Source organism: Bacteroides sp. M10, from assembly GCF_014334015.1.
GTDB lineage: Bacteria > Bacteroidota > Bacteroidia > Bacteroidales > Bacteroidaceae > Bacteroides > Bacteroides intestinigallinarum.
On record NZ_CP060488.1, the window covers coordinates 404,265 to 425,065 of the forward strand.

The 20,801-nt window shown below is 36.5% G+C and carries 15 protein-coding genes; 10 read left to right on the plus strand and 5 right to left on the minus strand.

Features of this window, described 5'->3' with window-relative positions; genetic code table 11:
• Positions 1-5: 5 nt before the first annotated feature.
• The 4 genes from H8796_RS01770 to guaA all read right to left on the minus strand — a co-directional run bounded on the left by H8796_RS01770 (position 6) and on the right by guaA (position 4,086).
• Positions 6-299: a helix-turn-helix domain-containing protein gene (locus H8796_RS01770; RefSeq protein WP_117937862.1), complete on the minus strand. Its 294-nt coding sequence runs from the start codon at positions 297-299 to the stop codon at positions 6-8.
• Positions 300-617: 318 nt separating this feature from the next.
• A complete protein-coding gene (locus H8796_RS01775; RefSeq protein WP_117937864.1) occupies positions 618-1,163 on the minus strand; it encodes a hypothetical protein in 546 nt (181 codons plus the stop codon).
• A 4-nt stretch (positions 1,164-1,167) separates the two neighbouring features.
• On the minus strand, positions 1,168-2,385 hold the full coding sequence (locus tag H8796_RS01780) for a site-specific integrase (RefSeq protein WP_187343918.1): 1,218 nt from the start codon (positions 2,383-2,385) through the stop codon (positions 1,168-1,170).
• A gap of 393 nt (positions 2,386-2,778) precedes the next feature.
• Complete coding sequence (gene guaA / locus H8796_RS01785; RefSeq protein WP_117937866.1) at positions 2,779-4,086, minus strand: glutamine-hydrolyzing GMP synthase; 1,308 nt, start codon at positions 4,084-4,086, stop codon at positions 2,779-2,781.
• A 370-nt stretch (positions 4,087-4,456) separates the two neighbouring features.
• Here guaA and H8796_RS01790 point away from each other — a divergent pair, with 370 nt between their 5' ends.
• From H8796_RS01790 to H8796_RS01805, 4 genes are all read left to right on the plus strand, one after another.
• Positions 4,457-5,038 carry an RNA polymerase sigma-70 factor gene (locus H8796_RS01790; protein WP_004326452.1) on the plus strand — a complete coding sequence of 194 codons (582 nt, stop codon included), beginning with the start codon at positions 4,457-4,459 and terminating at the stop codon, positions 5,036-5,038.
• A gap of 82 nt (positions 5,039-5,120) precedes the next feature.
• On the plus strand, positions 5,121-6,311 hold the full coding sequence (locus H8796_RS01795; protein WP_187343919.1) for a FecR family protein: 1,191 nt from the start codon (positions 5,121-5,123) through the stop codon (positions 6,309-6,311).
• A 24-nt stretch (positions 6,312-6,335) separates the two neighbouring features.
• Positions 6,336-9,668 (plus strand): SusC/RagA family TonB-linked outer membrane protein, encoded by a 3,333-nt coding sequence (locus tag H8796_RS01800; protein ID WP_117937870.1) that lies wholly within the window; start codon positions 6,336-6,338, stop codon positions 9,666-9,668.
• A gap of 10 nt (positions 9,669-9,678) precedes the next feature.
• Positions 9,679-10,131, plus strand: coding sequence for a hypothetical protein (locus tag H8796_RS01805; protein ID WP_255502122.1), 453 nt, complete (start codon positions 9,679-9,681; stop codon positions 10,129-10,131).
• 13 nt (positions 10,132-10,144) lie between these two features.
• On the opposite strand, the gene H8796_RS01810 is transcribed toward H8796_RS01805, so the two are convergent.
• Positions 10,145-11,323 carry an IS4 family transposase gene (locus tag H8796_RS01810; protein ID WP_117938164.1) on the minus strand — a complete coding sequence of 393 codons (1,179 nt, stop codon included), beginning with the start codon at positions 11,321-11,323 and terminating at the stop codon, positions 10,145-10,147.
• Between the two features lie 429 nt (positions 11,324-11,752).
• On the opposite strand from H8796_RS01810, the gene H8796_RS01815 reads away from it, so the two are divergent.
• From H8796_RS01815 to H8796_RS01840, 6 genes are all read left to right on the plus strand, one after another.
• Positions 11,753-12,535, plus strand: a complete 783-nt coding sequence (locus H8796_RS01815) for a RagB/SusD family nutrient uptake outer membrane protein (RefSeq protein ID WP_255502123.1) — start codon at positions 11,753-11,755, stop codon at positions 12,533-12,535.
• A 19-nt stretch (positions 12,536-12,554) separates the two neighbouring features.
• Positions 12,555-13,406, plus strand: coding sequence for a DUF4843 domain-containing protein (locus H8796_RS01820; protein WP_233530416.1), 852 nt, complete (start codon positions 12,555-12,557; stop codon positions 13,404-13,406).
• 16 nt (positions 13,407-13,422) lie between these two features.
• The gene (locus tag H8796_RS01825; RefSeq protein WP_117937874.1) at positions 13,423-15,102 is read left to right on the plus strand and encodes a PKD-like family lipoprotein; all 1,680 of its coding nucleotides are present in this window, start codon (positions 13,423-13,425) and stop codon (positions 15,100-15,102) included.
• 33 nt (positions 15,103-15,135) lie between these two features.
• The gene (locus H8796_RS01830) at positions 15,136-17,721 is read left to right on the plus strand and encodes a zinc-dependent metalloprotease (protein WP_117937876.1); all 2,586 of its coding nucleotides are present in this window, start codon (positions 15,136-15,138) and stop codon (positions 17,719-17,721) included.
• Positions 17,722-17,735: 14 nt separating this feature from the next.
• Positions 17,736-20,279, plus strand: coding sequence for a zinc-dependent metalloprotease (locus H8796_RS01835; protein ID WP_117937878.1), 2,544 nt, complete (start codon positions 17,736-17,738; stop codon positions 20,277-20,279).
• Positions 20,280-20,363: 84 nt separating this feature from the next.
• Positions 20,364-20,783, plus strand: coding sequence for a carboxypeptidase-like regulatory domain-containing protein (locus tag H8796_RS01840; RefSeq protein WP_117937880.1), 420 nt, complete (start codon positions 20,364-20,366; stop codon positions 20,781-20,783).
• Positions 20,784-20,801 lie beyond the last annotated feature (18 nt).

The following is a 20,801-nucleotide window of genomic DNA, read 5'->3' on the forward strand; positions in this document are numbered from 1 at the left end:
GGTTGTTATACTCTCGCCCGGTGATTCATTGTGTGGGTAGTCGCCTTCATCGCGATTTCTTCCGATGTAGACACGCGATTCTGTAAAAGCCATGCGGATAGCTCATCACGTTTGAAATAAATCATTTTCCCGTTTGGCTTATAGTGTATCACTTTCCCGCCAGACGTTAGCTTATAAAGATGTGAACGCGTTACGCCCATAAATACGCACGCCTCATCAAAAGTTAATATTTCCTTTGTTCCTAATCCGGCTAATAAAATAGCCTTTTCTAAATTTGATAATCTTTCCTCTGTTGTCATGTCCTACTAATGTTTTATTTGGGTTCATTAATAGGCGTGCACGCCTTATATTTGGCTGTAATTACATGACAAAGATATAAAAGAGAAATTAAAAGCAAGATACTTTGTTTAGAAAGCTATGTGTAATTTTAGTATTGATTAATTAATTGACTTTTTCGACAAATAAATGAATCAGCAAATGAGACAATCACATATTTCACTAATTATCAAACAATTAAAATATAGCATTGTGTATTTATCATGCTTTCACTCACATACATTTGTTTAAATACATTCCTTTTTCATAAACAAATAAGATTACAATATATCGCAATCCATTTATTTATAACGCTTTAAGTTGTTTTTTATTTCTTCTAAATCATAATAATAAGGCACATAAAGGCGACCTCTAAACTCTTTATTAGCACATATAAAATACCAAACCTCATGCGGAATATGTCGAATTATTATATTATTTTTCATCCACTTATGTACGGTTGGGACTGATATACCGAGTATTGACGCTAGTTTTAAAGTGTTACCTATCGCGCTTCTTCCTTTTTCTGCATCCCCAATTCTTTTATCTATGTATATTTTTATATATCTTACAGTATGAACCTTATCACCTACCCCGGATAAAGCCTCTTTCATAATATCGCTTGTAATCTCTCCGGTCGCTACACTATTTTGATATTTTATAATATTAGCAATTATTTCCCTAGCTTTATTAATCCTATTCCCCACCTTCCCGGGTTGTGGTCTCTTGTATTCTTTTAATAGACTTATAGCCTTTTGAAAGTCGCTTTTCTTAATCAGTCCATTTATAGAGGCGGTTTCATCTAACAGCTTCTTTATATCATCTATTTTGATATAGGAATCTAGCATAATATTATAGCTTAAGTTTCGGTAAACTATTTATAGCAGCTTCTTTCAAGCTGTCAACGGCGCGCGTGTATTTCTCCGTGTGTTTTAATCCGCTATGTCCCAACAAACTTGCAACGGTTTTAATATTAGCCCCATTGTTCAGGATATTCACCGCAAAGGAATGGCGGGCGCAATGCCAAGTTATATGTTTGGTTATCCCCGCCCGCTTAGTCCAACGCCTTAGCGCTTTAAGACACATTGTAGCACTCGGCAATCTGAAAATAGTCTCTTTTTCGTATTGTTCCGTATCCGGTTCTCCTATCAACTGCAACAAATCATCACTTAAAGGAATTACAACCCCACTATTTGCACTATGTCCCTTTGTCTTATTCTGCTCAAAACTAAGGATTTTATTTGAATAGTCCACATTCGAGTATTTCAAATCCTGCACATCACAAAAACGAATACCAGTGTATAAACAGAATATAAACGCCCGCCTAATTTCGGGGTTTTCGTTATCATAATGCGTACTTATCAAAGATTGCATTTCATCCAATGAAAGAACATCCTTTCTTAATACTTGTTTATCGCACTTACAAACAACACCTTTACACGGGTTCTTTGCTATTACGTCGTTATCTACCGCGTAATTGATAACCTTTTTAAATTTGCTATAATAATCTAATGCGCCCTCGCCCTTGCTCCTACTCTGCAAGTATTCTACAAAAAGAGATACCATGTCTTTTGTTATTTGTTCGGGCTTAAGGTATGTGCTATACTGTGGGTATTCTATTTTCAGGAAGTCAATAAAACGGGCTAATACGCCTTTCATCATTCGGACATCTTTCTTTGTATATCGGTCGTTATATGCTTGAAAATAATCAAGAAAATTAACCTTTCGCTCTTTCCTCAACCTGTATCCGGTAATGTTTTCTAACAATTCTTGACTGCGTTCAAACCGAATCTTTTTTGCCAGTTCTAATATTTCTTTATTTTGCTGTCTTTCAAGTGGAGTTCTTGGAGCTTGCCAAAGATAAAGTTTTAAAGTCTCTCTCTTTCTGTCTTTCTTGGCTACTGTCTTATCTTTCGACTCATCATATATCATTATATACCCCAAATAATAATCAAGAAACAGGCTTTCTCGACCGTCAGAGAGTATCTTTGCCCCTAATTTCGGATTATCCGTATCGTCCGTGCTTATCATATAAGTATTATCAGACCTTATCGCTTTCTTTGCTGCCATGCTTTATAAGTATTTAAATTGCTTTTAGTTTCCTTTATTTGCAAAGATACATATTATTTTCTATCCGGGTAGCCAAAGGGTAGCCAAAAGAGCGAAAATAGATGAAAAATAAGGGCAACAAAGGAAAATTCAAAAATCATTTTCCATTGATTATCAGACATATACTATCTTTTATTTTCTTTTGTTTATTAGGTTTTGTAGCGGGTCCCGCTACTTGATAAGAATAAGGCATTTGGGAGGCTTCCACTTCTGGGTGCCTTTTTCTTTTTATCTCTTCGCGAAATCATTGTGAAATCTTCAATTACATTTCTACCAGAAGCCAACGTTGAACAATAAAAATAGCCTCAACTTACAAAAAATTGAGGCTATCGAAATATCATTTAAAAAGTTTTTCTATTCCCATTCTATAGTCGCATTAGGTTTCGGCGACATATCATAACAAACGCGATTTACATTCTTCACTTCTTTCAGAATACGGTCTGTTATCCTCATCAGGATAGGCCAATCAATCGGCTCAATAGTAGCTGTCATAGCATCTACCGTATTGACAGCGCGAATAATAACCGGCCAATCAAAAGAACGAGCATTGTCACGTACACCCACGGATTTAAAATCAGGCACTACTGTAAAGTATTGCCATACTTTTTTATCCAGTCCGGCAAGTTGGAACTCTTCACGCAGAATGGCATCGGATTCACGCACTGCCTCCAAACGATCACGTGTAATAGCACCTAAACAACGTACACCTAAACCAGGTCCAGGGAACGGTTGACGGTAAACCATTTCATAAGGCAAACCTAACTCCAAACCACAAGCACGAACTTCATCTTTAAATAATTGGCGCAATGGTTCTACAAGTTGGAATTTTAAATCTTCGGGCAAACCACCTACATTATGGTGAGATTTCACCATTTTAGCAGTTTTCGTTCCACTTTCCACAATATCCGGATAAATAGTACCTTGACCTAAGAAATCAATACCGTCCAACTTACGCGCTTCTTCTTCGAACACACGAATAAACTCGCCACCAATAATTTTACGTTTCTGCTCCGGATCTTCTACACCAGCCAACTTATTCAGGAAACGATCGGTTACATCTACATACACAAGATTTGCCTTCAACTGGTTGCTGAATACCTCAACCACATCTTCAGACTCTCCCTTACGCATCAAACCATGATTAACATGTACGCATACCAGATTGTTACCAATAGCTTTCAGAAGTAAAGCAGCTACTACAGAGCTATCAACTCCACCCGACAGGGCTAACAATACTTTCTTATCGCCCACCTGACGCTTAATCAATTCTATCTGGTCATTGACAAAGTTCTTCATGTTCCAGTTAGCTTCAGCTTTACAAGTATCGAAAACAAAAGACTTTACTGCAGCCTTTATAGCCTCAATATCATCTGTAAATTCTGCCAACTTCACTTCACAAGTTGCTTTATCATGCCCTGCAGCCATGACAGGAATTCCCAAAGTATAGATAGCCGGATTTATATCAATAGCAACGCCATCGATTACATTATTCGGGCCACCATTGATAATAATACCCTTTACATTGGGCAATGCTTTCAGTTCTTCTACTGTGATATCGTGAGGGTAAATCTCACTATAAACTCCTAATGCACGGATGGCGCGAGCCAATACCGTATTCTCATGACTACCCAAGTCAAGGATAACAATCATATCCTGCTTCATCTGATTTTGGTTGTTTTTAAGTTATTGTATTGTTATTATTCACTATCATTTTCAAACGGTCTGCAAATATAAAGATTTTTAGAGAGACTATAATGCATTGATTCTCTAAAGTTTCAGAACAGAGTAACGTTTTTAGCAATTATACTATCCCAAATAAAAAACGAAGTTACAACCTAAATCAAGCAGATACCAAGAATTACACTTTGTAAAATGGCAAAGGACTATTTTTCTATAATTACAATATTATTATTTTGTACGAACTAAGAAAAAAAGATGCATTCACAAACAGTATAAAGTTTGAAAGACTTCTTTTATCCTAGATATTTTATACTTTTGCTGCATAAACAGAGAATCAATATAATATTTCACTATGAACGAAGAGAAAAGTTCCTTTATAAAAGGTATAAATGAGCAACACCCAACTGCTTATCATCAACTTTATAATGAATATTATAAGGCATTGGTGTTGTATGCTATTAATTTTCTCTCTTCCCAACAAGCAGCAGAAGATATTGTACAGGATCTTTTCGCAACTATGTGGGAAAAGAAAATGAGATTCTTATCATTACCTTCTTTCCGGACTTATCTCTATAACTCTATACGGAATGCTTCTCTCAATTATCTAAAACATCAAAATGTAGAATCTCTTTATCTTGAACGTTTGGCAAGCACTTATCGAGAAATCACAGAAGAAGAAGATACCAATGAAGAAGAAATATACCGGTTACTTTTTCGCGCTATCGATAATTTACCAACACGCTGCCGGGAAATATTCCTATTGCACATGGATGGGAAAAAAAATGAAGAAATAGCTACCGCACTAGGAATTTCGATCGAAACTGTAAAGACACAAAAGAAAAGGGCTATACAATCTATCAAAGAACAGATGGGTACATGCTACTTCTTGCTCCCTTTATGTGACATTTTGTATAGTTCCAAGTTTTTTTCATAATCAAAATAATCTTTTTTAGAAAGTTTGTACCTCTTTTTAATCTTCATGTTGTCTTATTAACAAATGATAAGACAACAGATATATGAAGATAAAGGTAGATGCAGAAAAATTAATAGCCAAATATCTACTCGGTGATCTTACTGATCCCGAAAAGGAACAGCTTGACAATTGGATCAAAAACTCTCCACAACATGAAGAGTTTTTCAACCATTTATGCACAAATATGTCTTTTCGTAAACGCTACGAAGCATATACACAAATAAATTCACATCAGGCATGGAAACGTTTTAAGAAAAAATATTGCCAAGTATCAATCACATCAATTTTTCTGAAATATGCAGCTATCTTTATATTACCTATAATAATAGCAGCAGGGGGATGGTATTTTTACACTTCTTCCGAAATACAAGTATCAGACAATCTAACTTTGGGTGATGCAATTCAGCCAGGAATTCCTAAAGCTACTTTGATTTTAGCTGGCAACAACAAGCAATCACTTACCCCAACATATCCAACACCAGTTAAAGTTAATCATTCCACAACTGCTATAGCACAGAACGGTGCTCTTATCTATCCGACAACACCTAATACAAATATAGATAGTATTCTGAAACAACGGAGCGAAGTTATAGAAAATAATACGTTAACCACAGAACAAGGTAATGAGTTCAGAGTAACCTTTGAAGATGGAACAACCGTACATCTTAACTATAATACAAAATTACGATATCCAATAAAATTCAGTCAGACGAAACGTATGGTTTATCTTAAAGGAGAAGCCTATTTTAAAGTTGCCCAAGATACTCGTCCTTTCTATGTTATCACCGACCATGGAACAATAAAACAGTATGGCACAGAATTTAACGTTAACACTTTTAGCCCCGAACGTACAGAAGTTGCATTAGTAAAAGGAAGCATTAGTATTATACCCACAAAAAGCAGCCAAGAACAATTCATTAAACCTGGACAATTAGCCCATATTGAGCAAAAGAACAGCAATATATCAATACATAATGTAGATCTAACTCCCTATATAGCATGGAATGAAGGACGACTCATCTTTGAGAATCGCACTTTGGAGAATATTGTTGAGATCTTAGAACATTGGTATAATGTAGACATTTCCTTTGGCACTTCCGAACTTAAACAACTTCGATTTACAGGAAACATGGACCGATATGCCACAATCAGCCCCATATTAAAAGCAATAGCACGTACTACGAATTTACAAATAAAGATAAAAGGAAGAGAGATTTTAATCACAGACAATTAATTACTAATTAAACAAGAAGAAAGAATGAGAAAGACAAAAAGTAGAGAAAGAGTCCGAATACTTTCTCTAGTAATAGTATTATTACTATTACCCACAATGATGTTTGCCATTCCTAAAAGTGGCAAAAAAGTAACTTTAAATCTGGAATCTGTCACTGTCAAAGATTTTTTCGATGCTTTAAGACAACAAACCGGATTAAGCTTTGTCTACAACACAGAGCAGACAAAGTCACTGAAACCCATCACCATCCATGTAAAAGATGAAACTGTGGATAGCGTACTACGCACTGTTCTTAATGGCACAGGACTCACCTATAGCATGGAAAGAGATATTGTTACCATCTCTAAAGCAGAACAACAAGGAGATAAACGCTCCGCAACCGGTATTGTATCAGATGAAGAAGGATACCCCTTACCCGGTGTTAATGTTGTAATTAGTGATCTTCAACGATTTGCTATAACTGACAATAATGGTAAATACAGTATAGAGATTCCAACTAATACAACATGTACTATCACCTTTTCATATATCGGAATGTCTACTCAACAAGTGATGATTAATAGTGGTCGGAATGATGTACGGAAAAATATTACTCTAAAGAGTGATACTAAATTAGATGAAGTTATCGTTACTGGTATTTATACTCGTAAAGCGGAAAGTTTTACTGGGGCAGCAACTACTATTTCAAGCAAAGATCTGATGCGTGTCGGAAATCAGAATGTTTTTCAAAGTTTGAAGAACTTAGACCCTACGTTATACATCTCAGATAATTTCAGCATGGGGTCCGATCCTAATACAACTCCAACAATGTCCATGCGTGGTACCTCCAGCTTTCCAACAACAGAGACAAATTCATTAAAAAGCAACTATCAAAATCAACCTAATCAACCCTTATTCATTCTTGATGGTTTTGAAACAACTGCCGAAACTGTGATGGATATGGATATGAATCGCATTGAAAGTATCACAATCTTAAAAGATGCCTCTGCTAAAGCATTATATGGTTCAAAAGCTGCCAATGGTGTTATTGTTATTGAAACCAAACGGTTGGCAGGAAATGAACAACGTATCACTTATAATGGAAGTCTTTCGTTTGAAATGCCCGATTTGACAAGCTATAATTTATGTAATGCACTGGAAAAACTTGAAGCAGAACGTTTAGATGGAGTATATAGAAATGCAAATTTAGATACTCAAATCAAACTTAATCAGTTATACAACACACGCAAACAAATGGCCTTACAAGGATTAGATACATACTGGTTAGCCAAGCCACTCCATACAGGAATTGGACATAAACATAATCTCAATATCGAAGTCGGAGATTCACAAAGTTTGCGTGCCGTACTTGATTTCACATACAATCAGATTGCAGGTGTCATGAAGGGATCCGACCGACGTAATATTTCAGGCAATGCCAATATTTCTTATCGTCGTAACAATATTATATTTAGAAATATATTCTCAATAATATCTAATAACAGTAATGACTCTCCATATGGTTCATTCAGCGATTATAGTAAAATGAATCCTTATTGGCAAGCAACTGATGAGAATGGGAAAGTACTACGTTGGGCAGAGTACAATGATGATTTAAAAGTGGCAAATCCATTATATGATGCCACTATCGGTACCAGTTTCACCAGTAGTTACCTAGAATTCACCAACAACTTTTATACAGAATGGTTATTTCACCCTGATTGGAAAGCAACTATACGTTTGGGAGTTTCACAAAAACGAAATAATTCGGATGATTTCTATCCAGCCCAACATTCCATGTTTGCTACTTACACCTCACAGGATGAAATAATACGCCGTGGGCAGTATATAATGGAAAATGGGAAATCGAGTTCGCTGTCTGGAGACTTCAATATAAATTATAACAAAATGATCAAGAAACATACAATCTTTGCCAATGCTGGTTTCTTTTTATCAGAGGATCAATATTCAGCTTACCAACATACGGCCGAAGGTTTTTCAAACTCCAGTAATGCAGACATAACATTTGCCAAACAATATTTGGCTGGAACAACCCCTAAAGGAAGCTCATCTATTAATCGTGAAGCAAGCTTTTTATTAGCTGCATCTTACGATTATGACAACAGATACTTAGCAGATGCAACCATACGTGAGAGTGCCTCTTCCTTATATGGTTCGGATAACCGATGGGCTAATAGCTGGTCATTCGGGTTAGGCTGGAATTTACACAACGAAGTATTTATGAAAGATATATCTTGGATCAAACAACTGAAATTACGTGCCTCTGTCGGATTGACAGGAAACCAAAATTTCAATACTAGTGCAGCCATAGCTACTTATCAATATTATTCAGGAATCACCTATGGAGGAACAACAAATCCTATGACAGGAGCCTACTTGAATAACCTTCCTAACTCAAAATTAAAATGGGAACAAAAAAAAGATTATAATGTGGGCGCAGATATAAGAGTTGCCGGGCTTACACTAAAATTTGATTACTATTCTGCTGATACAAAAAATATGCTAACCGATGTAAGCATCCCTACTTCCACTGGGTTCAGCAGTATAAAAGACAATCTAGGACTAGTACGTAACTCGGGTATTGAGCTCAATGCAAATTATACTATATGGCAAGGACCAGAAGGTTTCGTCAATCTATATGGTACTTTTGTTTATAACAAAAACAAAATTATTCGTTTATCCGACAGCATGCGCGCATATAATGAAAAAATGCAGAAAATGGCAGAAGAAGCAAATCAGTCTGCCCCTGTATTGATGTATCAAGACGGAATGTCAATGAATACAATATGGGCAGTGCCCTCTGCTGGAATTGATCCTCAAACAGGACAAGAAGTATATATTAAAAAAGATGGAAGCTATACTTATGTTTACTCTTCAAATGATATGGTTCCAGCCGGTGATTCCAGTCCTAAATACCGCGGCACAGGAGGATTTACAGCTGAATATAAAGGAATCGGAATTAGCGCAACACTCAGCTACTTAGCAGGTTGTCAATTTTATAATTCCACATTAGTAGACCGAGTAGAAAACGCAGATATTGACTATAATGTAGACAGACGTCTATTGGAAGGGCGATGGACTACATACGGTCAACAAACACAATATAAGAAGTTTGATTCTGCAACAACAACTCGTGCAACAACTCGTTTTGTACAAGACCGCCGTGAGTTATCTATCTCGGCCATTAGTGCTTATTATGAATTTCCACGTTCTATCTACCAAAAATTATATATGCAACGTCTACGGCTAGCATTCAATATGAACGACATCACAACATTTTCATCAATAAAAGTAGAACGAGGATTAAACTATCCATTTGCACGAACAATGTCATTCTCATTAACTGCAACATTCTAAATTATTCAATATGAAAAAGTATATATATATTATCCTCATTTATATGACAAGCCTTATCACTAGCTCTTGTAGTGACTGGTTTGATGTAACCGCACCATCAGAAATACGCAAAGATGATCATTTTAGTTCTGTTACCGGCTTTCAACAATCTCTAATAGGTTGTTATATCGGAATGACTGATGATGCACTCTATGGTACAAACCTCTCTTGGTTTGCAACAGAAATTATGGCACACCAATTCAATCCTTATGTAAATTCAACAAATATAGGTTTAGCGTATTGGCTACAATCTTTCAATTATACAAATACTTACACAACTCCGACAGTTGAAGAGATCTGGGAGAAAGCGTATAATGTGATAGTCAATGTTAATGACGAACTAGCCAATATAGAAGAAAAGAAAGAAATACTTGACGACCTCAACTACCATATTATTAAAGGAGAATTACTACTGGTGCGATAAAATCGCACGGGTTTTAAATATCCTCAAATAAGGAGAGTTCTTTGACATTTTGGTTTGAAATGATTGATACGTCTTGTTTGACTACCAGAGTGCATAACTCTGTTTTCTCCAAAGCAGATATTCGTATGAGGGTCGCCACTTCTGTGATAGAATAAGGACTGTTATACTCAGTCTTGATTCGTGCAACAATCAGATAGGATATGATGGCAACCCAAAGATGGACTTTGACAGCATTTTCGGAATACCCCCAAAGAGTCTTGACGACAATGTTCTGCTTAATCCATTTGAAGAATACTTCAATATCCCATCTATGGCGGTAAATGTTTGTTATCTCCAATGCGCTGACTTCAAAGTTATTGGATATAAAATCTACAATGGTGTCATTGACAGGGTCATAAACACGAACGAACCTCATATCCTCAGGATATAGTTTACTCGATTTATAACCAGTCACTCTGATACGTGCATCTTCGATGATGCCTGACTCTGCATCCGGGGTTTCCATCTGCTCAATAGTCTTGAACTTCATGTTCTCCTTGGGGCGAGAAACCCAGAACGATTGAGCTTGATGAAACCTGAAGAGCGCCTCAAAATCAACATAAGCCTTGTCCATGACATAAAAAGCATACGGTTCAGGAATGAGTACATCCAGTTCGTTACTGTCATGCCATTTGCCATCGGTTATATGGATATTGGTAGGGATGCTACCCCGCAAATCAAGCAGTGTGTGCATCTTGACAGCCCCTTTGCTGTATTTGCCTAAAGCCCAAGCGGCAAGTTTTATGCTGGTGGATATAGTCGTGGAGTCTAATGCATAGATTACATTGTCTATGGTTATTTCGGATAGCTTCATCTTTGAGTACATGGGTCTTACTATTTCCATGAGGCAGATGCCAAGACCTTCAAATATACGATAATCCCGCTTCTCGTTAGCTCGCGACAACGATGTGTGGTTTACTGTCTTACGAAAACCGAGATGATAAAGTATCTTGGAGTGGACTTCCAGGCATAAGCAGATGTCTCGAAGGGAGTCACAGCCTGTCAACTGCCCGAAAAGCAGATAAAGTAGGTGATTGTAACTGTTGAGACTCTTGACGTGCCAGTCTCCTTTATATTGGCGCACAAGTTTATCGAATTGGTAGCGCGGTATAAACTCGATAATTTGGGAGAACACATATTTACCCTGATTCATAATCTTGATGACTTGGAACAACAAGACTAATAAATCATTTTCAAATCAAAAAATCAATGAACGCTTGTATTTGATTAAATATTAATATTTTAATAACGATGGTGAGATTTTTATCGCACCACTACTAAAGGAGAATTATTAGCCATTCGAGCTTATATACATTTTGATCTATTACGACTTTATGGTTATGGTAACTGGAGTCAACGAGATACAGAGCTTGATGAGAAACGAACCATACCTTATGCTACCGAAGTTTCCAAGGACCCAGCTCCCCAATATAGTGGTGCAGAAACAATCAAATTACTACTAAACGATTTAAATGAAGCAGCTGCTTTACTGAAAGACTACGATCCTATTACTAAAACCAAAGCTGCTTCTTTCTACCAAGAATATAACGAAGAAGGCTTTTTTAATGAGCGTACTCTCCGTATGAACTACTATGCTGTAAAGGCATTACAGGCACGAGTATATTTATGGAGAGGAAAAAATGAAGATATCGTCAATGCGTTATCAGCAGCTAATGAAATCATCACAGCATTAGAAAATAATATTGCAATCAATGAAATGTATACTTATTGCAATTTCCTGACTCCAGAAACAGTCAACAAATCTTGTACTTCTATGAGTCGTGAGAATATTTTTGGATTAAATGTGTCTGACGTTGCTTCACGAATTGTTAATTATATCAAACCATATTATCTCGACAGTGAAAACACACCTATGTATTTACTCACAACAGATGCTATGAGTTTATACGAAAATTCTGCAACGGATATACGCTTAACAACATTAATGGAGCCAAACACTAACGCCCAAAACACAGGATATACACCATTGAAAGTTTATCAATCTGATCTTGCTAATGATTACAAGAACAAAATATCCATGATTCGTATTCCTGAAATCTACTATATCGCGGCAGAATGTTATGTCAAACAAAATAATCCCAATCTGTCACTCGCTCTTAACTGTTTGAACACTGTGCGTGAAAAAAGAGGATTATACACACCTTTGGAGGATTTAGATGCCGAACAAATTTTAGTAGAAATTCAAAAAGAATATCATAAGGAATTCCTGTCAGAAGGAGTTATGTTTTACTACTATAAAAGAACTGGAACTAAAACCATTCCTAACTATACAGAAGACATGGGGGACGCACAATATGTACTTCCTTATCCAGAGTTTGAAATCCAATCCGGACGAGTTCAATAAGTTAAATAAACTACAGAATATGATGAAAAAAATAAATTATATAATCGGAATAATAGTAATTGGCATCTTTTTCAGTTGTGAGAACGAAACCATTCCCTATTATAACAGCGAAAATGACGCTGTACGTTTCAGCAATAAAATCAATGATGGATATGGTGGCGATGGAATAGTATATCAAAGTTATTCATTCGTCTCCAATCCTTTGGATGAATATGTGATATATGATATACCTGTAATACTAATTGGTAATACTAGTGATAAAGACAGAACTGTCAACTATACAATAGATACAGAAAAGAGTACAGCAACAGAAGGATCCTATGAGCTAATGGAAGGAATAATCCCCGCCAATCATAACGAAGGATATATAAGGATTAAATTATATAATGTAACTGGAGATAAGACGTATGAACTACGAATATCTATTCAATCTTCTGACGAATTAGAAAAAGGTCCCTCACTATATTTAAATGCAGCTTTGTCATGGAGTAATTCAATACCCACTCCTCCTAACACATATACTAGAATAACATATAATATGTTAATACAAAGCCCATTATCTTTTTCGTCTTCTAGTATTAGCTATTACAGCCCTAATGCACTTAAAACCATAATAGCTGCTTTCAACTGGAATGATTGGGATAATCCGGATGCACATCCCGAATATCCGGCTGCATATAAAAGATATTTCACGCAGGCCAATTATAAGTATCTACCTCACTATATTCTATTAAATGTTGAACAAAGCTATTCTAGTTTTGCAACTCAACTAGGAAAATACATAGAAGAATATAATAGCACACATGACACACCACTATTACATGATGCAGGTACCTTATTGGGTCAACCAATTGAAGCTCGTAAATATTAACATAAAATAAAGAAGTATGAAAAAATATATATTTATTAGTCCTCTATTGCTATGTCTACTCAGTTTATATTCTTGCTATGACGATAGTAGTACATTAGCAACTAACAATATAGGCAATATTACTTTTACAGAGAAACAGAGTGAACTTTATGTAGGAAGCATGGAAGAATTAACATTGACACCTGACATTCAAATTGCCGAAGGTACCAATACAAATGCATTAACTTATGAATGGGCTTTAACAGAAACTCCTGTCACATCCTCTTCTTCCTATAATTTTGAATATGAAATTATCAGTACAGATCCTCAATTAAACTATATCGTAGAACGTCCGGTATCTACCTCACCATACACTCTATTATTAACTATAACAGATACTGTTCATGATAATCTGCAATATACTAAATACTGGAAAATATATGTACAAAGCACTTTTCTTGATGGATTATTAATCAGTGACACACAAAATGGTACAACATCAGATCTAACTCTTATAAACAATCAAGCATTTACCGTGAATTATAATAAGGACGAACAAATCTTTCGAAAGATATTAACATCGCTTAATGGACAGCCTTTTAATGGTCTAATGCAAACACTTGTTTATGAAGTGATGGGATATGGTTCATCTATTCAAACAAATCAGGTCTGGGCTATTTTAGGTGATGCAACATTAGCGCGTTTTAATTGTCTTGATTATACACAAAATGGTCAATTCGAGGATCAGTCTCTCATCATTGACAAACCCAACGGATTGCAAGTATTATCGGCTTTTCAAAGCCACAGCAATTTTTATATTAATACTTCCAACAATTTGTATACTCTAGCTTCATCAACAGTAAACAGATTTAGTGGTCCTGCTGGGGCATTAAGTTCATATAAAGTAAACAATAACGTAATAGCATATAGTCCCAATACTGGACATGTATCTAATTCTTTATCTGGAGCCGACCAGCAACATCTAACATTTTATGATAAAGAACGTGCTTCATTTATTACTTGTAATGGCTCCGGACAATTTATGCAAGTGAAAAGCTTTGATGCTAATAATAATTTTGATCCGAACAAATTACCCAATCAAACAGCAATTTCAGCTGTTGTATTTGAAGATATGAGCCAAATCGTATTTCTCATGAAAGATGATACGAACGGAACATATTCTATTTACACTTTTAGTAGATACATTGGAGAAGAAGGCCATTATGATGGAGATAACTGGATAGTCACTTCACCCAGTCAACCTGCATCTGCCAGAAATAAATATACGATTCCATCGGAAGGAACCGCACTGCTAGATAAAGCAATATCTATATTCTTTTCAAACAGAAATCTATTATTATATGTAACTACTACTGATGGTATCTACACCATAAATTACGGGGCTGGTAGTACTGCCACTGTTTCGACAACAGCTAAATATACTCCACAATCCGGAGAAATTATTACGAAAGCCAAAATGTATCAACAAGGACTATATAATTACAATTGTAATTTAATTGTCGGAGATAATCCTACTGTCCCTCAAACCGAATGGAATAATAAAGCTATCATTGTTACTACACAATCAAGCGAATATGAAGGAAAGGTACACATTATCCCAATTACACAAGTTGCTAGTGGCACACTCGACCCTTCCAAAGCCAAAACCTATGATGGTTTTGGCAAAATTCTAGATGTAACGACAACAGGATATTAATCTAATTTCATAAAAATACATTAAAGAACTGATATGAGAAAAAAAATCCTCTTACTTGCAGCAATGGTGGTAGCTTCGTCTACCACCATTGACGCACAGCGTAAATTTCCATTCTTCTGGAAAAAAAAGAAGGCAAAAACGGAACAAACAACTCCTACAAAAAAGGAAAGTGAATATGATAAACTATTTAAGAAAAAGCATGAAACAGCTAAGGGGCTGATTACTCTCCATCTGCTGGATGGAAAAGTATATTTTGAACTTCCTGTGGATTTAATCAATAAAGATATGCTTATTGGCTCCACTGTTACCAGCATCTCTGATAATGGTAATGCCGTGGTCGGTTCCAAACCAACCGATCTACTCCATGTCATGTTTACACGAAATAAAACACATGTACAGTTACGTCAGGTAAATACTGATTATATTACTGGTAGCACACAAATTGATGAAGCTTTACGCAAAAGTACACTAGGAGCAATTATTAGTAACCAGAAAATTCAGGCATATAATAATGACTCAACTGCTATCGTATTCGATATGACCGGAGTTTTCTTAAGCGACAACAAAAAAATGAGTCCATTCGATCGTAATTCAATCTATGGAATGTACAATCGTACAGAGAATTATCAATCCGACTGCTCTTACATTTCACAAATCAAGGCTTTCAAAGATAATGTTTCTATTAAAAGCTGTCTGTCATATACATTCTCTGTCAGCAATTCACAAGGGGCATCACTCATAAAAGACCGTCCATTCACCGCAGAAATGACACGTTCTATCATGCTGTTGAAAGAAAAGCCTTACCGTCCACGTATGGCAGATTACCGTATCGGTGTATTCTTTACCGGACGCGAACAACTAGGCGAAGGAGCTAAAACGACCGCACCCGTTTACTATGCCAATCGATGGGATATACAACCGTCTGACACTGCTGCCTACCTACGTGGTGAGAAAGTGAAACCCACTAAACAGATTGTTTTCTACATCGATAACACTTTTCCGGAAAAATGGAAACCATATCTGCGGGAAGGAGTCACCCAATGGAATGAATTATTCGAGCAGATTGGATTCAAAGATGTTGTAGCAGCCAAAGATTTCCCGACTGATGATCCGGAATTCGATCCAGACAATATCAAATATTCATGTGTTCGCTATGCTCCATCAAGCATTGAGAATGCTATGGGACCATCATGGGTAGACCCACGAAGCGGAGAAATCTTGAATGCCTCCGTATATTTATATCATAATGTTATCAAACTTATCAGTAACTGGTTGTTCGTGCAAACAGCACAAGCCGATAAGGATGTACGTACTGTCAATATTCCGGATGAAATGGTTGGAGACGCATTACGCTATGTACTTTCACACGAAATCGGTCACTGTTTAGGGTTTATGCATAATATGGGAGCTTCTTCCACTTTCCCGGTAGATTCTTTACGTTCACCGGAATTCACGCAGAAGTATGGCACTACTCCTTCCATTATGGATTATGCCCGCTTCAATTACGTAGCACAACCCGGCGATAAAGAGCGTGGTGTAAAATTGACTCCTCCCCGCTTTGGTGAATACGACAAATACCTCATTAAATGGACATATACTCCAGTATTCAATGTTAATACTGCAGACGAAGAAGCAGTTATAACAAGCAAATGGATCACTGATGCCATTAAAGAAAATCCTGTGTACCGATATGGAAAACAACAAGTATATGGAGTTGTTGATCCCCGTTCACAAACAGAAGATATTGGTGACAACTCTATGAAAGCAACTCGATATGGCATCAAGAACCTTAAGTATATCATGAATAATTTGGAAAATTGGATTTCCGAAGGTGACGATACATACGAATACCGTGAAGATTTATTTATTGGTATCGTAGAACAACTTGCAATGTACGTTACCCATGTAGCAGGCAATGTAGGTGGCTATTTTGTCAACGAAGTTAAAGAAGGGGACACAATGCCACGTTTTGCACAAATTCCGAAGGCACAACAAAAAGAAGCCCTGAATTACCTATTCGAAATTTATAATGATCTGGATTGGCTTGACAACAAAAACTTATTAACTAAATTTCCGGTTTCCGGTTCCCCTAAACAAACTATTCAAAACTTCATGTTGAGATATATACTGCCTGTACCTTTTCAGGTATCACAATACGAAGGATTAGAGAAAGATTCATTTACTGCTGCCGAGGCTTTCAACATGATATACAATTTTGTTTGGAAACCGACTATTTCCGGACATACATTAACAGAATCCCAGATGAATCTTCAGAAACAATATATATACATGATGATGCAGACTGCCGGGTTCACAATCAAAGGAGCCGGAAAAGCATTAGCCGGAGAAAAACTACTTGACATCAATCACCGCCAATTCGGATATACTTGTTGCCAGGGACATGCTCTCAAAGCAAATGCAATGCACAACCCTGTAGCAGGTTTTGAATGGAAACCATTGAACCGTTTTTCTATGACGGCCAAAGTTACACAAGCAGATGTATACGCATATATAGCTAAAGCCAAACAACTGATGAAACAAAAGGCAGCCAGTGCATCAGGGAAGACGAAAGCTCACTATGAATTATTATTAAAGATGCTCGACATCAACTTAAAATAAGGGAGGGACAAAAGATGAAAAAACTATTTTTATGGTTAATAGCACTTTTGCTGATTATCGGATCAACAAATGAAGCCAATGCCCGCTCCAAGAAGAAAAAAGGAAAAGCAAAAACTGAACAACAGACTGACAGTGTTCAAAAGAAAAAAAAGAGTGTCTACGACAAGCTTTTCAAAGATAAGAAGAAACATACAGTCAATAAAGGGACAATTACAGTTCACCAGTACGAGGATAAGATTTATCTGGAACTACCAGTTGAATTAATGGGACGGGATTTTTTAGTAAACTCTGCCATCACTACTGCAAGTGATATTTCGATGGCAGGCACAAAAGCTGCTCAAAGTAGGTATCTGATTATTGATAAAACCGATTCATTAATATTATTCCGAGATCCGAAATACAATGTTCGCCTCAACGAACAGGACGATAATCAAGAAGCGGCTTTTGCTTTATCTCGCAGTAATGCTATTTACAAAGCATTTCCAATTGAAGGATACACCAGCGATTCAACAGCTGTTGTATTTAATGCCACTTCCTATTTCTCTTGTTCCAATAAAGATGTGCTAAATCTTAGTGGACGCAGTTATGGAGGTATGCTCACAATTGTAAGTGCTTCTCCCCAAAGTAAAACATCTTTTGTGGATTCTGCAGACGCATTCGACAATTGCATCAGCATCACTCAAAACTGTACTGCAAAGTTGAGCATCAGCATCATGGGCTTTGTCTCCAAAGAACAACCGGAATTAACAATGTCAGTACAAACAACATTAGCCCTACTATCGAAAGAAAAGATGAACACCCGCGAAGCCAACCCACGCGTAGGAACAGGGTATATCTCATACACAGACTATCGTAATGAAAAACGTTTCAAGAAAGGATATTATGTAACACGTCGTAATATAACGACGCAACAACCTGTTGTCTTCTACATTGATACTCTAATTCAGGATAGCTGGGTAAAAGCCATCCAAAAAAGTGCAGATGAATGGAATATAATATTTGAAGACTTAGGAATAGGAAAACCAATCATAATAAAACCGTATGAGAAAGATTCAACTTTTCGTGCTAATAACCCAATGATAAATACGATTGCTTTTCTGAATAACAACAACTCGGAAGTTACCGCATACAATGTCACAGACTTACGCACTGGAGAAATTTTAAGTACCAAGATAGGAGTACCACGTGACCTTGCCGTCAGCGTACGCCGTAATGGAGTATACCAAATGGCAGAGGTCGATCCGCGCTTCCGGACTTATTACATTGCTGATGAGGTAATCTGTGAGAATCTGACAGCACGTATGTTAAAAGCATTTGGCCTAAGTTTAGGATTGGCAACTAATTTAGCTGGTTCTGCAGCATACTCCCCTGAAGAACTACGTTCTCCTGAATTTACTCAAAAATATGGTATCACAGCTTCAGTCATGGACAACGTATTATACAATTATCTGGCACAGCCCGGTGATAAAGAAAAAGGAGTGGTATTGATTGTCGACAAACCGGGTGTATGTGACGCATTTACGCTCAAATATCTGTATGCTGCCATCAGTGAAAATGAATCAGACATATTGAAGAAATGGGCTATGGAACACGATGGAGATCCACGCTATTTCTATGGAAAGCGTTCACCAGCTCATGCTACAGACCCGCGTTGCCAAAACTATGATTTAGGTAATGATCCGATAGCCTCTTTAGATGCACAAATTGCTCGTGTGAAATATGTAGTTAAAAATAGTCCTGCCTGGTTTCACGACGATAATATCCCCAATGATTACCGGGAACTATTTCCTGATTTTGTGATTATTGAATTAATCAATAAAACATTGTCACCAGTATCTTCTTATATCGGAGGTATTTATATCAATGAAGCCAACGAAAAAAGCAATGTACCTTCATATCAACCGGTATCGGCAGATATGCAAAGGAAAGTCTTACAAAAGATATTCAGTACCTTCTATGATTTAAGCTGGCTGGACTCTAATAAGGATTTTTTGCGTTTAGGTGGTGTCAATCCTGATATGTCAACATGGATTTACAATAACGGGTACCCAATGATGTCTTTGATGTTTCGTTTGATGCGTATGGGATTGAGTGTAGAGAAATCAACTAAACCTTATACCCAAGAAGCATATTTGAATGATATAGAGAAACAATTATTCAAAGAAACTTTAAATGGGAAACCTTTAAGTGCTCCAATGATTGCACAACTGTCTGTATATATCAGTTCTTTAAAAGGAATGTGTCCGACATTAAAGGCTATTGACAAAGCTGTATCAACAGGCGCAGCTTCGATTGCTCTCAATGAGCAAACTAATCCTAAGTTACAAGCATTAGAACTGCAAACGATTTTTACCGCTATATCTGCAACAGAAGAACAATCTGGCATGGAACCTATGACTGCTGTTAATTTCTATGCTGGTACGGATATCGAAGCTATTTGCTATGAGAAACTGAAAAGTGCACGCCGCTATTTGATACAGGCTCGTTCTATAGCTAGTAATGATATTGAGCGTGGAAAGTGCGACTATTTGATAACGATGATTGACCGGGTAATCTAACCATTCTCCCTGCATTCATGATATTTACTTGAAATAAAAAGTTTAGTGATAACAAAATATATAACAATTTTAAAAATTCATATTATGAAACATATTATTTTTTTTATATTTGTACTTACAGCAACAATGTATACATTTGCACAAGAATCCGTCTCTTCCCCAATAATTAAGGGAAAAGACAATAAAAATTTAGAGTTTTTCAAAAGTAATAAACTTCAATCCCCCATCTCTCCCACAAGCATATTTGGTCAAGAAATCCGAGGAGTTGTTTATGATAAAAAGACAAATGAAGTGCTAATAGGTGCAAGTGTTATTGAAGTCGGCAGTTCTAATGGCACCATAACTGATATTGATGGACAATATAGCATAAAATTATCTAATTCCGACAAAAAAATTCTCCAAGCAAGTTATTTAGGATATGTAGTAAAGCAAGAAAGAGTTGGAAGCCGAAAGGTTGTAAATTTCTTCTTAGAGGAAGATCAGGTGACAATTTCAAATAAATAACCATCAAGCTATCACTAA